Raw genomic sequence first — 12,749 nt, 5'->3', positions numbered from 1 at the left:
CCGTAGGTATTGTAAAGTAAATTCATGAAACATCTTACTGCTATCATATTTGGGGTTGCCATAGTTTTGGCTGCCTATTTTTTAGGGAATGCCTATGTAAAACGTGCCAATCCTCCCCAGGTCATATCGGTGACCGGTCTGGGCAACGAAAACTTCACTTCCGATCTAATTGTTTGGGAAGGACGTTTTTCCGCTTTTAGTCCCGTATTGACCTCTGCCTTTGATGAATTGAATCGTCAAAAGGAAATTGTAAAAGACTATTTGATCTCCAAAGGAATTGACGATGACAATATCATTTTTAATTCGGTACAGACTTTGGAACAACGGGACAACCGATATGAAAATAGCAACTATGTCGGAAGCATTTTCAGGGGCTATGAGCTTTCCCAATCCGTGCAGATTGAATCCACGGACGTGGCAAAAATTGAACAAGTATCCCGGGAAATCACGGAATTATTGAATAAAGGGGTGCAGTTCAACTCTTCGCCACCACGATATTACTACACCAAATTGGCCGATTTAAAGATTGAAATGATTTCCAAAGCCACCGAAGATGCCCGCATCCGTGCGGAAAAAATTGCGGAAAATGCCGGTGGAACCCTGGGCGATTTAATTTCCGCCCGAATGGGTGTATTTCAAATTACGGGACAGAATTCCGGTGAAGACTATAGCTGGGGAGGGGCATACAACACTTCGTCCAAGAACAAAACCGCTTCCATTACCATGCGTTTGGAGTATAACGTGGACTAACCGACCAAACTACGGTACTCCGTTGGGGTTAGGCCCGTGCTTTTTTTGAATTGTTTATTGAAATAGGCAATGCTGGAATAGCCCGTATCATAGGCTATCCTATACATGGGTTCCCCGGTGTTCTGAATCTGGTTACAAACATGGGAAATCCGTAACTCATTGATATATTCCACCACGGTCTTTCCCAATATCCTTTTAAAAAAACGACAAAACGATGCATTGTTCATCGCTACAATATCGGCCAACTCCGTTATGGAAATGGTCTGACGATAATGTTCATGAATGTAATTGCAGACTTTTAATATGCGTTCCTCCTGATGCTTCTTATGGACCATTTTATAGCTGGTAGGGTTTAGTGTCACGGTATCGCCATGTTCCGTAAACGCTCGGAGCAACTCCACTAATTTCAATAGTTTACCCAATCCCTCCGCTTGTGATAAGTGTTGTAAAAGCGTGACCAAACCCGTAGCATGGGGATTCCTGAAAAAAAGGCCTTTACCCGATTGCAAAAGCAATTGTTCAATCTTGTAAAACTCGGGCATTCCTTCAAACCGTTGAAATACCTCAATTCCAAATTGAATGACAAAGACTTCAACGGACTTTTCAGAGGTGTTGAACTGCTCGTCCGTAATCCAGGAATGGGGTACATTGGACCCCACCAATACCAAATCATTGCTTTCAAAGTCTTCAATACTCTCCCCAATAATGCGCTTCCCCCTACCCTGTTTTACGTAGCAAATCTCCATTTCGGGATGGTAATGCCAGTGAAACCCAAAGGCGGGTGCTTGGACCCAAAAATCCACAAAGGAATTGTCCAGGGATTTGGAGGACAATTTTTGGAAATCCGCTTTCATATAACTTTAAATTACTCGATTCTAACAGATGGAACCGTATTACTGCAAATATTGAGTCATATATTGCAAATATCGAAAAAATAAAGGTGATTTTTTACCAATACTTTTGAAAAATGCCAACTTAATTATGAAAGTCAATATCCTCTACTTATACTTAATTCCACTGGTGCTTTTGTTTGGTTGTGGCGAAAAGCAGACCGTTGCCAGATATACTTCCTGGCAATCCAGTCAGACCGAAGAAAAAATCATCCGTCAAACCTTACGGGATTTTGAAAAAAAATACCCCAACATATCGTATCAATTTCAACCGATTCCGGGGAACTATACGGAAAAGCTGCAATTGATGCTCGGTACCGGTAAAGCCCCTGACCTGTTCTGGTTGAAAGGGGATACCTCTCCGGCCTACATGAGTTTTGATGTCCTGGAGCCGCTGGATCCCTTCTTGGAAAAGGACCCCGATTTTGAAATCGATGACTTTTTTCCTGTGTTCAGGGATGCTTTCAAATACCGAGGGAAGAACTATGGCGTAGCAAAGGACTTTAATGCCTATGTACTCTTTTACAATAAGCGGATGTTTGCTGAGGCCGGTTTGGACACGGTACCCACGACCTGGCAGGAGCTTTATACGTTTTCGGAAAAGCTCACCAAAGACACCAATGGAGATGGCAAAATTAATCAATATGGTTTTGTGATTGAGCCCTCCATCGACATTGTAATGCCTTTTGCCTACCAAAACGGAGGGGAAATCATCACGGAGGATGGGGAAATCAAGATTGGAAATCCAGCGTTTATTGAAGCGACCGAGTTCATGATGTCCCTCTATCGGGATGGCATAGCCACCAATCCAGCGGATGTGGGAGCCGGTTGGATGGGCGATGTCTTCTCCAGAAGGCAATGTGCCATGGCCATCTCTGGGGCATGGTTGATTCCCTATTTAAAGGACAATGCCCCCGATCTGGAGTATGGTATTGTGGAACTTCCCCGGGGAAAACGGAAGGCGACCCTGGCCTTTTCGGTGGCCATGGTCATCCCCAAACAAAGTGCGCACAAGGAGGATGCCTGGCAAATGCTTTCTTACCTCAGTGGCAAGGAGGGCATGAAAACCTGGACGGAAAGCGGCATCGCACTCCCCACCCGAAAAAGTGTTGCCGAGGAAAATGGATTCTATCAGGATAGCCTTTACAGTGTTTTTATGAAGAGTGTGGATTATGCCAAATTATATAAGGTGAATATGCAGGAACGATGGTTTGATGATAGCCAGGCAGCGATGCAGGGTATTTTTTACAAAAAAAAGGATATTGCCAAAACCCTTCAGGAACTAGCGGTTACCCTCGAAAAATATAAACTGGACTAGTATGAAATTCAAAAGTCGAAAAAAAGAACAGTTTTTCTGGGGCTATCTCTTTTTGGCCTTTCCCTTGTTGTTATTGACCGTATTTGTATTCTTCCCCATTGGGTTTGCCTTTGTGGTGAGCTTTTTTGATTGGAACTTGCTGATTCCGGACAAACCCTTTGTAGGCCTGGGCAACTACATTGAACTATTTAAAGACCCGGTTTTTATTAAGGCCATTAAAAACACCATTATCTATACCGTGGGAGTGGTTCCGGTACAAACCCTTCTGTCTTTGTTCCTCGCATTCATTATGAATCAGAAAATACGGGGTAGGGCCTTCTTTAGAACCGCATTTTACATTCCGGCCATTACTTCTTCCGTGGTGACGTCCATCATTTTTGTATGGATTTATAGCAAGCCAGGGCTTCTCAACTACCTATTGAATTCCGTAGGGGTCGAATCCAATATTGATTGGTTGACCAACCCATTGACCGTGTTGCCGTCCATCATGATGCTGAACATTTGGACCACCTCAGGTTATTTTATGGTTTCCTTTTTGGCAGGGCTTCAAAACATCCCCTCAAGTTTGTATGAAGCGGCCAAAATAGATGGGGCCAACCAATGGCAGCAGTTTTGGAAAATTACCGTTCCCATGGTACGTCCAGTGACCTATTTTGTGGTCATTATGAGTTTAATTGGGTGTTTTCAGGTATTTGATCAAATCTTTATCATGAGTAGTGGCGGTCCGGACAATGCCTCCACCACCATGTCTTATTTTGTCTATCAGAATTCGTTCAAGTACTTCCGGTTTGGTTTCGGAGCGGCTTCGGCAGCCATACTTGCCTTGTTGATTTTTGCCACAACTGTGATCCAGAAAAAATATTTCCCGCCAGATGCCTATTAAAATCGACCAAAAAAATCCAATGGAAATCCTGAGCCACCATCATAAAACCCTACAAGCGGACAAAGAAATGGGGGAAGTAAAACCGTATTCGGAATTGCACAGGCCACAATTCCATTTCTCTCCAAAAAAGAATTGGATGAACGATCCCAATGGGCTAATAACGTACAAAAATGTCCATCATCTCTATTTTCAGTACAATCCCCATGGAAATCAATGGGGGCATATGAGTTGGGGCCATGCAACAAGTAGTGATCGGGTACATTGGCAAGAGCATCATGTGGCCATTCCGGAAAAGGAACATATGATCTTTTCCGGAACCACGGCCTTGGATTTGGACAAGGAAACCCTTATTGCGGCCTTTACCTCTTTTGAGCATGCCCTTGACCCGCAAGGTGGGCTCGCGACCAAAGTCCAACACCAGAGCATTGCAAAAAGCCATGACGATGGATTTTCCTATCAGGAAATTGCGGAAAATCCCGTGCTTGACATCGGTTCAACTGAATTCAGGGACCCAAAACTCTTCTTTGATCCCCGAACTCAAAAATGGAATATGTTGGTCAGTCTTTCCCTGGAGCATAAAGTGGTATTTTATCAGTCAACAGATCTGAAAACCTGGAAAAAAGTAAGTGATTTTGGACCTCTGGGCAACACCGCTGCCGTATGGGAATGTCCGGACCTTTTTAAGCTTCCCGTAAAGGGCAGTGATATCCAAAAATGGGTGTTGACCCTCTCTGCCGGCCATCCACAGGAGGGACAGCTGGGAATGCAATATTTTATCGGGGACTTTAACGGCACCCATTTCATTCCCGATCCTCATCCCTACCCCCTTTATCTGGATTACGGAAAGGATTTTTATGCCGGGATAACTTTTGCCAATACGGACCATAAGGACCACGTTACCATGATGGCGTGGGTGGGATCGCATTGCTACAGTTCGGATACCCCTACCCATATTTGGAGGGGAGCGATGTCGCTTCCGCGTGATTTGTTCCTTACCGAGACCAAAAAGGGCTATCGATTACAGAGCAGGCCCCCACATTCTTATTTGAATGCGTTGTACAGCCAACCCTGGCTGCGGGAAGGGCTCCATCTGTATAACGGGACTGTGGAACCGCCGTTTAAAGGCAAAAGCTTTGTGGCCCGTCTCACCATTAAAAACGAGGGCATTACCACTGCCGGAATCAAAATACTTAAGTCAAAAAACTGTGAAACCATTGTTGGTGTAGACTTTGGGAAAGGGGAAATCTTTATTGATCGGACCACATCTTCATCCCATAAATTCAATGGGAAATTCTTTGGAAAAGACGCCATGCCGATAGATACCACATGGCAAGCCATACAACTTGACATCTTTGTTGACCAATCCATTGTGGAGGTCTTTGTCCAAAACGGCGCGCATACCCTTACCAATTTGGTATTTCCCGATGAGGACGGTAACACCATTAAACTGTTTGCAAAGGGCGGTAAGGCCCATTTTGAAAAAGTAGACATACGAACGGTTAAAAGTATTTGGACATGAAAGCCTTAAAAATTCAAAAAATCCTGTTTTTTGCAATTCTTGGAATAGCGACCTTAATCTATATTGGTCCATTTTTGTTTTCATTGTCCATAAGCTTCAATGCGGATAAAAATGTGTTTGACTGGCCCATAAAGCTTTTGCCCGAGACTTTTACTTTGGACAATTACAAAAATGTTTGGAACGAGCTTCCCTTTGAAAAATGGTTGTTCAACAGTGTTCTTGTAACCTTGATACAGACGGTAACCAACGTATTTTTTTCAGCTCTGGCGGGCTTTGCTTTTGCCCGACTGGAATTCAAGGGGAGAAAACTGATTTTTGGATTGTTGTTAAGTAGTTTAATGATACCTGGCATCATCCTCCTAGTCCCCAAGTTTATTATCTTGAATGAATTCCGCATGATCAACAGTTATGCCGGGCTTATCATTCCAGGATTGGTTGGGGTCACCAATATCTTTTTAATGAAACAATTTTTTGAGACCATTCCAAAAGACCTGGAACAAGCGGCCCTGATTGATGGATGTTCCTATTTTAGAATTTTCTGGCAGGTATTCCTGCCCATTTCCAAACCGGCATTGGCAGCGGTGGCCATCTATACCTTTCAGGGTTCCTGGAACGAGTTCCTTTGGCCGGTTATCGTAACCTATACAGAAGATATGTACACCCTGCCCTTGGGAATGGCAAGTTTACGGACCGAACTATTAACGGATTGGCCACTGCTCATGGCGGGCACTATTTTGATATCATTGCCCACCCTTGTCATTTTTATAGTTTTCCAACGCTATTTTGTGCAAGGTGTGGCAAGTTCAGGACTAAAGGGATAAAAAAATGACTAACATCGACTAAATGGCAACAATACAAATTGAAAATCTTGAAAAAGTATATCCCGGTGCGGAACGGGCCACTATTCAAAAGGCGAACCTAAGCATCCAGGATAAGGAATTTGTTGTTCTGGTAGGGCCTTCTGGCTGTGGAAAATCCACTTTATTGCGAATGATCGCCGGACTGGAGGAAATCACTTCTGGGGAACTGCAAATTGACGGTGGGCGTATGAACGAACTTTCCCCAAAGGACCGTGATATTGCCATGGTATTCCAAAACTATGCGCTGTATCCCCATATGACCGTCTTTGATAATATGGCCTTTGGATTAAAGCTTAGAAAGACCCCAAAAAAGGAAATAAAGCAAAAGGTGGAACATGCCGCCAAGATATTGGACATTACCCATTTATTGGATAGGCGTCCCAAGGATATGTCCGGGGGACAACGCCAAAGGGTGGCCATTGGGCGTTCCATAGTACGGAATCCAAAGGTATTCCTATTCGATGAGCCCTTATCCAACCTGGATGCCAAATTAAGGGTCCAGATGCGTGCCGAAATCAAAAAGCTGCACCGCCAGTTGGATGCTACTATTGTTTATGTTACCCACGACCAGATCGAAGCCATGACCATGGGCGATCGTATTGTCGTATTAAAGGATGGTATCGTCCAACAATTTGACTCTCCCATGAACCTGTTCAACAATCCCCAAAATAAGTTTGTAGCCGGGTTCATCGGTAGCCCTTCCATGAATTTTATTGAAGGGGAAATCGTGATGCAGAAGGAAGCAACCTTTAAGTCCAAGGATTTGCAATTTGCGGTTCCCAAGGATTTGAGGCCCTGTTTAAAACCTTATGAAGGTAAAAACGTAATTTTCGGCTTCCGCCCGGAATATATCTATGACAAGGCCGTGGAAAAAGGCAAACGCCTCTCCGAAAGTATGGAAATTGAAGTGGAAGCCCTGGAACCCATAGGCAGTGAAACCTTTGTCTATTTCCATTTTTCCGGCAATCCCGATCATAGTTTCTGCTTCAGGAGCAATTCGCAACTGGGCTATTCCGTAGGTGATAAAATCACCATTGGGGTGGATATTGATAGGCTCCGGTTTTTTGAAGCCGATACCGAAAAAAGAATTATGTAACCATTCGATAGTAAATTAATACGAAATCAACCCGATGGCTCAAAGCCATTCGGGTTTTATAATAAAGAAAAACCTATGGATCAGAACGACACGTTAATGCAATACAACCAAGGGGAAGGTGAACTCAAAAATTGGATTGTTACGGAAACCGATTTTAAGACAAAAGTTCAGGGCAAGGCCGAGGTGATCATGAGTTTGGGCAATGGCTATTTGGGAACCCGGAGCTGTACGGAGGAAAGCTATCTTGGACAGGTAAGGAATACGTTTGTATCCGGAACCTTTAACAAGCCGGGCAAAAATGATGTTACCGAATTGCCCAACGCTGCCGATATGCTGGGCATGGACATTTTTGTCAATGGTGAATTGTTCAGTCTGGAAAAAGGAAGCTTCACCAATTACAATAGGCACCTGAACCTCAAGACCGGAGAACTGAAACGCTCCTTCCGTTGGTCGTTCAAGGAAAGGACCTACGATTTTGAATTCCGAAGGTTTGTCTCGTTCCAAGACCTTCATCTTATTTGCTCGGAAGTCAACATTACCCCGCAGGATGATAACGCCCACATTCAAATCAAATCAGGAATCAATGGGCAGGTGACCAATAGCGGCGCCCAACATTTTGAGGAAGGTGAAAAACGAATTTTTGATAAGGAATACCTTCAAATGTTGCAGACCACCACCGCATCGGAAATAACCTTTGTGCACAACACCCATCACTATTTTTCGGGGACGCAGGCCGAGGTTTCTTCACGATTTGAAATGGATCGAAGGAAAGTAGTGATGTTCTACGAATCTTTCCTGGGCAAGGGAACAACACTTCATCTCACCAAAATTTCGAATATCCATACCACCCGTGACCAAGAGCTGGACGGGATGTCCCTGGAGGAAATCCGTTCCATGTCCCTGGAGAGCCTAAAAATCCAGTCCAAAAAGGGGTATAATACCTTGTTGGATGAAAGTGCCAAAGCCTGGGATGCCTATTGGCAACGGATGGATATTCTGGTGGACAGTGAAAATCAATACGATCAATTGGCCATACGCTTTGCGCAATACCAACTTTTGACCATGGCGCCAAAACATGACCCACGCTATGGCATTGGTGCCAAAGGACTTTCCGGCGAAGGATACAAGGGGCATTCGTTTTGGGATACCGAAATATTCCTGGTACCCTTTTTCACCTATACCTTTCCCGAAATTGCGCGAAGCCTTTTAAAGTACCGCTATATTACCATTGCCGGTGCCCGCAATAAGGCAAGGGAAAATGGGTATCGGGGAGCCATGTACCCCTGGGAATCGGCCTGGGCAGATGATGGGGAAGTCACCCCCGTATGGGGTGCTGCGGACATTATTACCGGGGAGGCCACCAAAATATGGAGCGGTTTTATTGAACAACATATCACCTCGGACATTGCCTTTGCCGTTTGGCAATACTATATGATAACCGGGGATGATGATTTTATGGAAAAATATGGCTATGAGATTCTTCTTGACACCGGTATTTTCTGGAGCAGTCGTTTGGAATGGAACGAGGAAAAACAGGAATACCATATCAACAATGTGGTAGGTCCGGATGAGTACAAAGAGCATGTCAATAACGATGCCTTCACCAATCACACGGCAAGGTGGTGCATGGAAAATGCCTCCCGATACTATGATATCCTTAAAACCGAAAATTCCGAACTCTTTCAAACACTTAATCAAAAGCTCCATCTGGATGAGGAGATAGCGGAACTAAGGACCCGTTTTGACAAGGTGTACCTTCCACAGCCCAATCAGGATAATGTTATTCCCCAGGACGACGATTACCTATCGTTGCGGCAAATGGATTTGACCAAGTACAAAAACCAAAAACAGGTGGGATCCATTTTTAAAGATTACAACTTAGATCAGGTAAACCAAATACAGGTTACCAAACAAGCTTCCGTGGTCATGCTGATGTACCTACTGGAACATAAATTTGACCATGCCATTAAAAAAGCCAATTATGAGTACTATGAGCCAAGGACATTGCACGATTCCTCATTGAGTTTATCCACTCATGCCATATTAGCAGCGGACATTGATAATCTGCCCTTGGCCTACGCTTTGTTTGAACGGGCGGCAAGAATAGATTTAGGCCCCAATATGAAAAGCTCGGACCATGGTATTCATGCGGCTTCATTGGGGGGCATTTGGCAAATTTTGGTCTGCGGATTTGGAGGGGTACGAATGTTGGATGGAAAATTGCGAATTAATCCTAAATTGCCGCCTCAAATCAAGGAAATCACCTATCCCATCAATTGGAAGGGTAACTATTTGAAAATAAAGGTTTCCGAGGAAAAAATTGCCATTACCAATACCGGTAATGGTGCCGTAAATCTTTCCCTATTGGGACAAGATTTGACGGTTGAAAGGGAATTGACTGTGAAAAAGACATAAAAAACGATGATAAAAGGATTTATTTTTGATTTGGACGGGGTCATTACGGACACCGCCGAACTTCATTACCTCGCTTGGAAAAAACTATCCAATGACATGGGATGGGCATTTGATCGGGAAGTCAATGAAAAACTTCGTGGGGTATCCCGAATGGATTCCATCCACATTATCAAGGACCATAACGACGCCCAAGTTTCGGAAACTAAATTGGTGGAATTGGCTACACTTAAAAACAATATTTATGTGGATAGCCTTGATCAAATGAGTCCAAAGGATTACCTGTCCGGTGCCCAGGAACTGTTGACACTTTTACGACAGGAAGGCTTTAAGGTCGCCCTTGGCAGTGCCAGTAAGAATTCCACCAAGGTACTTGCCCAATTGGAAGCCACTAAATTCTTTGATGTTATTGGAGATGGCAATAGCGTGTCCAAAAGCAAACCAGCTCCGGATATTTTCCTGTTTGGGGCAAAAAAATTGGATTTACAGCCGAGTGAATGCATTGTTTACGAGGACGCCGAAGCGGGTGTCGATGCTGCCAAAGCGGGAGGTTTTTACACCGTTGGTATTGGTCCGAAGGAACGTGTAGGTCATGCCGATGTCTGTTTTGATACCATGAAGGAAGCTACCTTATTTGCCGTGAAAGCACATTTTAAAGACTTGTTCTAGAAAAAACGTCGATCATAAAAAGTAAAAGCCCCGGGAACCACTCCGGGGCTTTTTAAGTAAAATCAAAACCAACCTAAACACATGAATTATCTAATTCAAATTTTTAAAGGGTTGCAACCCTTTTCATAGCAATTTGTGTATAGAACAATCCAACTCGCCTTAACCCTACCCTTTTTTTGAATTATTTTTGAAAAAAGTTTCGTTTTGGACCAATTAATCTTTCAACAAATTAAAAATGAGCTAATTAACGGAAGTGTAAAAAAAGGCCATCCGTTTAAATATTTTGCTTTGGGAACGCTTTCCGGAAACATTCCTTGTCAACGAACGGTAGTTTTACGAAAGGTCCAACCCAATCTCCAATTATTGTTCTACACAGACAAACGCTCCCCAAAAGTGGAACAGATACATCGGAACAATACCGTCTCCGCCCTGTTTTACCATCCTAAAAAAATGATACAGTTGCAAGTGGAGGGAAAGGCGGACATTAAGGAGAACCCTGAAATGTTGCGAAAGATATGGAAATCCATTCCGGCCAAATCCAGAAAGGACTATACAACGGTACTCCCGCCAGGAATTAAGATAGACCAACCCGATGGGATAGAATACCTCACGGAAAGTGACCACTTTTGTATGGTGGAAATCCAACCTACACGCATTGAATACTTAAAACTAAAACAACCCTACCATTTACGGGTAGAATTTCTAAAAATGGAAGGCGAATGGAGCGGTACCTTTTTAATACCGTAGGATTAAAAATTTCCCTTCCAAAGGTTTAAGTGCGCCTTTGAGCATGGGAATAAGGGCTTCCCCGTGTTCCAAATACAATTCTGAAAAATTCAGTTGCCGTTCCTGTAGGGAATAATTGGGGAACAACGTATTCTGGAGCTCAGTCAACCGAATGACATGGTCCTTTAGTTTTCGTTTCTGGGCTTTCAACAAGCGTTTTTCAAGAAAATCCAATCCCTTTTTTTGTTTTACCTCCTGTGCTTTTACAGCACCTAAAAAGGACTTATCCGTTTGTTCGGCCAATTCGTACAACTGGGAAAATTGTTCTTCCAGCAGTTTTTTCTGGGGGGAAAAATCAATATCAATATTGGAAATCTTTCGGATTTTCTTGTTGATCAGGCTATTCTGTTTCAGAAATAGATCGGATATTTCCAGTTGAAGTTTTTTTACCTTTTTCGCTTCTTTTTCGGTTATGACCAGAGCCGAATTCCTCAGTAACAACATGGGAAAGGTAACACCCATGGCTTCAAAATACGCTTTGAGCTCCAACCAATAGGCCAATTCCCCACCCCCTCCAATGTAGCAAAGATTGGGTAGAATCGTTTCCTGGTACAAGGGCCTGGCGACCACATTGGGGGAAAAACGCTCGGGATGGGCTGCAATCTCCTGTTCCAGTTCCGCCTTGGTAAACTGAATATCGGTATCATTTATCGCATAAGAACCCTCTTTTTCCACAATCCGTTCGCGGAGCCCCTCCTTTACATAGAAATAATTGATTTCCCTAGGGTTTACCTGGATTTTATAATCCCCGGGGACAGCGGAGAGTTCTGCTATGGTTTTAGTAATCGAATGATAGGGTTGGTTTTCAAAAATGTCCTTTTTGATAAAAGGAATAAAAAGTTCCTTCAACCGAACATCATCACCATCAACCACCACAAGGCCCAACTCACCAAAAAGGGTATTGGCCAAAAATCGGGTAGCGTCCGTAAGTGAAGTGTGTCCCAGGTAAGCTTCTTTGAATAGCTCCTTAAGTGTATTGGCATTTTTGGAGTTGCCAAGTTTTGCCGAGACGACCTCAAAAACTTCTTCCAATCCATTGGTATCCATTCTGCCAACGGCACCTCCGGAAGTCCTGTTCCATTGTATCTTTTTCCCTTGGAAATTGAAATGGTTGATTTCGTCAAAATCATGATCTTCGGACGCCATCCAAAACACGGGGACAAAGTCGTTCTCCGGATAGGCTTTCTTGAGCTCTTCACACAAGTTAATGACCGAAATGATCTTATATAGAAAATATAAAGGACCCGTAAAAAGGTTCAATTGATGTCCCGTTACAATGGTGTAGGTATGCCGGTTTTTTAGGGACTCAATGTTCTGTAACGTCCCTCCCGATGCTTCAATCCCATGATACTGCTTTACTAATGCATCGGACAGCAATTCCCTATGGGCCAAAGGGAAATTCCTGGATTTTTCCTCAAATTGCGCTTTAAAATTTTCAAGGGAGGGGAAACGGTTATAGAACGGTTTTACATTTTCACTTTCATCCAAATAATCACAAATCAATTTGGAGAAATAACCCGTTTTCCTAAAAGGGATACAGTCTACTTCCATTCAAACTTAAATATC

General features: G+C 43.5%; 11 protein-coding genes. 9 read left to right on the top strand and 2 right to left on the bottom strand.

Annotated elements, in window-relative coordinates; translation table 11 throughout:
* Positions 1–24: 24 nt before the first annotated feature.
* Positions 25–750 carry an SIMPL domain-containing protein gene (locus L0P88_RS18585; protein WP_247131407.1) on the top strand — a complete coding sequence of 242 codons (726 nt, stop codon included), beginning with the start codon at positions 25–27 and terminating at the stop codon, positions 748–750.
* Here L0P88_RS18585 and L0P88_RS18580 read toward each other — a convergent pair.
* Entirely contained in the window at positions 747–1,604 is an 858-nt protein-coding gene (locus tag L0P88_RS18580) for a helix-turn-helix domain-containing protein (protein ID WP_247131406.1), read from the bottom strand. The two genes, L0P88_RS18585 and L0P88_RS18580, sit on opposite strands and share 4 nt — an antisense overlap.
* 127 nt (positions 1,605–1,731) lie before the next feature.
* Between L0P88_RS18580 and L0P88_RS18575 the strand changes: the two genes are divergently transcribed.
* From L0P88_RS18575 to L0P88_RS18540, 8 genes are all read left to right on the top strand, one after another.
* Positions 1,732–2,958 carry an ABC transporter substrate-binding protein gene (locus tag L0P88_RS18575; RefSeq protein ID WP_247131405.1) on the top strand — a complete coding sequence of 409 codons (1,227 nt, stop codon included), beginning with the start codon at positions 1,732–1,734 and terminating at the stop codon, positions 2,956–2,958.
* Between the two features lies 1 nt (position 2,959).
* The gene (locus L0P88_RS18570) at positions 2,960–3,841 is read left to right on the top strand and encodes a carbohydrate ABC transporter permease (RefSeq protein ID WP_247131404.1); all 882 of its coding nucleotides are present in this window, start codon (positions 2,960–2,962) and stop codon (positions 3,839–3,841) included.
* A 19-nt stretch (positions 3,842–3,860) separates the two neighbouring features.
* Positions 3,861–5,360 carry a glycoside hydrolase family 32 protein gene (locus L0P88_RS18565; RefSeq protein ID WP_247131403.1) on the top strand — a complete coding sequence of 500 codons (1,500 nt, stop codon included), beginning with the start codon at positions 3,861–3,863 and terminating at the stop codon, positions 5,358–5,360.
* Entirely contained in the window at positions 5,357–6,181 is an 825-nt protein-coding gene (locus L0P88_RS18560) for a carbohydrate ABC transporter permease (RefSeq protein ID WP_247131402.1), read from the top strand. The genes L0P88_RS18565 and L0P88_RS18560 overlap by 4 nt, the downstream gene beginning before the upstream one ends.
* Before the next feature lie 22 nt (positions 6,182–6,203).
* Positions 6,204–7,316, top strand: coding sequence for an ABC transporter ATP-binding protein (locus L0P88_RS18555; RefSeq protein WP_247131401.1), 1,113 nt, complete (start codon positions 6,204–6,206; stop codon positions 7,314–7,316).
* Between the two features lie 75 nt (positions 7,317–7,391).
* Positions 7,392–9,731 (top strand): glycoside hydrolase family 65 protein, encoded by a 2,340-nt coding sequence (locus L0P88_RS18550; protein ID WP_247131400.1) that lies wholly within the window; start codon positions 7,392–7,394, stop codon positions 9,729–9,731.
* A 6-nt stretch (positions 9,732–9,737) separates the two neighbouring features.
* Positions 9,738–10,397 (top strand): beta-phosphoglucomutase, encoded by a 660-nt coding sequence (gene pgmB / locus L0P88_RS18545; protein WP_247131399.1) that lies wholly within the window; start codon positions 9,738–9,740, stop codon positions 10,395–10,397.
* A 204-nt stretch (positions 10,398–10,601) separates the two neighbouring features.
* Positions 10,602–11,144, top strand: a complete 543-nt coding sequence (locus tag L0P88_RS18540) for a pyridoxamine 5'-phosphate oxidase family protein (protein ID WP_247131398.1) — start codon at positions 10,602–10,604, stop codon at positions 11,142–11,144.
* On the opposite strand, the gene bshC is transcribed toward L0P88_RS18540, so the two are convergent.
* Positions 11,133–12,734 carry a bacillithiol biosynthesis cysteine-adding enzyme BshC gene (gene bshC / locus L0P88_RS18535; RefSeq protein WP_247131397.1) on the bottom strand — a complete coding sequence of 534 codons (1,602 nt, stop codon included), beginning with the start codon at positions 12,732–12,734 and terminating at the stop codon, positions 11,133–11,135. The two genes, L0P88_RS18540 and bshC, sit on opposite strands and share 12 nt — an antisense overlap.
* Positions 12,735–12,749: the final 15 nt, after the last annotated feature.

Source organism: Muricauda sp. SCSIO 64092 (assembly GCF_023016285.1).
Classification (GTDB): domain Bacteria; phylum Bacteroidota; class Bacteroidia; order Flavobacteriales; family Flavobacteriaceae; genus Croceivirga.
This window is presented reverse-complemented; position numbering and strand designations above follow the sequence as displayed.

What these genes read in the sequence shown, in the direction of transcription:
- L0P88_RS18585 (WP_247131407.1), top strand. Translation starts at nt 25, where the DNA reads ATGAAACATCTTACTGCTATCATATTTGGGGTTGCCATAGTTTTGGCT.
- L0P88_RS18580 (WP_247131406.1), bottom strand. Translation starts at nt 1,604, where the DNA reads ATGAAAGCGGATTTCCAAAAATTGTCCTCCAAATCCCTGGACAATTCC.
- L0P88_RS18575 (WP_247131405.1), top strand. Translation starts at nt 1,732, where the DNA reads ATGAAAGTCAATATCCTCTACTTATACTTAATTCCACTGGTGCTTTTG.
- L0P88_RS18570 (WP_247131404.1), top strand. Translation starts at nt 2,960, where the DNA reads ATGAAATTCAAAAGTCGAAAAAAAGAACAGTTTTTCTGGGGCTATCTC.
- L0P88_RS18565 (WP_247131403.1), top strand. Translation starts at nt 3,861, where the DNA reads ATGGAAATCCTGAGCCACCATCATAAAACCCTACAAGCGGACAAAGAA.
- L0P88_RS18560 (WP_247131402.1), top strand. Translation starts at nt 5,357, where the DNA reads ATGAAAGCCTTAAAAATTCAAAAAATCCTGTTTTTTGCAATTCTTGGA.
- L0P88_RS18555 (WP_247131401.1), top strand. Translation starts at nt 6,204, where the DNA reads ATGGCAACAATACAAATTGAAAATCTTGAAAAAGTATATCCCGGTGCG.
- L0P88_RS18550 (WP_247131400.1), top strand. Translation starts at nt 7,392, where the DNA reads ATGGATCAGAACGACACGTTAATGCAATACAACCAAGGGGAAGGTGAA.
- pgmB (WP_247131399.1), top strand. Translation starts at nt 9,738, where the DNA reads ATGATAAAAGGATTTATTTTTGATTTGGACGGGGTCATTACGGACACC.
- bshC (WP_247131397.1), bottom strand. Translation starts at nt 12,734, where the DNA reads ATGGAAGTAGACTGTATCCCTTTTAGGAAAACGGGTTATTTCTCCAAA.